The following is a 540-nucleotide window of genomic DNA, read 5'->3' as shown; positions in this document are numbered from 1 at the left end:
CGAATCGGCATCGGCGATCGGCATGCGTCCGCCGGGGAAGTACTCGTTCTGGAAATCGATGACGAGCAGGGCGGTCTTGCCGGCCTGCAGTGCCGACACCGGCGTGGCCCCGGCCATGGCGCGGATGGTGGGGTGGGGGGCCGGTTTCGACGCCTGCGCGTCGATGCCGCCGAGCCCGGCGATGCCGAGCGTCGCAAATCCGATCAGAGAGGAAATTCGCATCCGGGAAGCCTCGTTGTGGTGGAGGCGCCATGATGAAGATCCGCGGGCGAATGCCCAGGCGTCTTTCCGAACAGCAGCTGTGCGGTTTGCGCACAGATCCAGGTGCGCTCTGCGGGTTCCTGCCAGCCGCGCGTCGCCATGCCGGTGTTCGATGCGGGCTTAAACCTTGCAGCCGCGCGATGCATCCCAGGCCCGCTGGATGCGACACCGCAGGACACACCGTCAGCCATCACCTCACCGGCGACTCCGCCTCAGGAACCTCCATGCTGTCTGCAAAGAAGCGCTGCACCACGATTCTCGCCGTTGCCCTGCTGACGC

Origin of the sequence: Lysobacter antibioticus (assembly GCF_001442535.1) — a bacterium.
In the GTDB taxonomy this organism is placed as follows: Bacteria; Pseudomonadota; Gammaproteobacteria; order Xanthomonadales; family Xanthomonadaceae; genus Lysobacter; species Lysobacter antibioticus.
The sequence above is the reverse complement of the archived record's forward strand: the minus strand, read 5'-3'. Positions refer to the sequence as shown.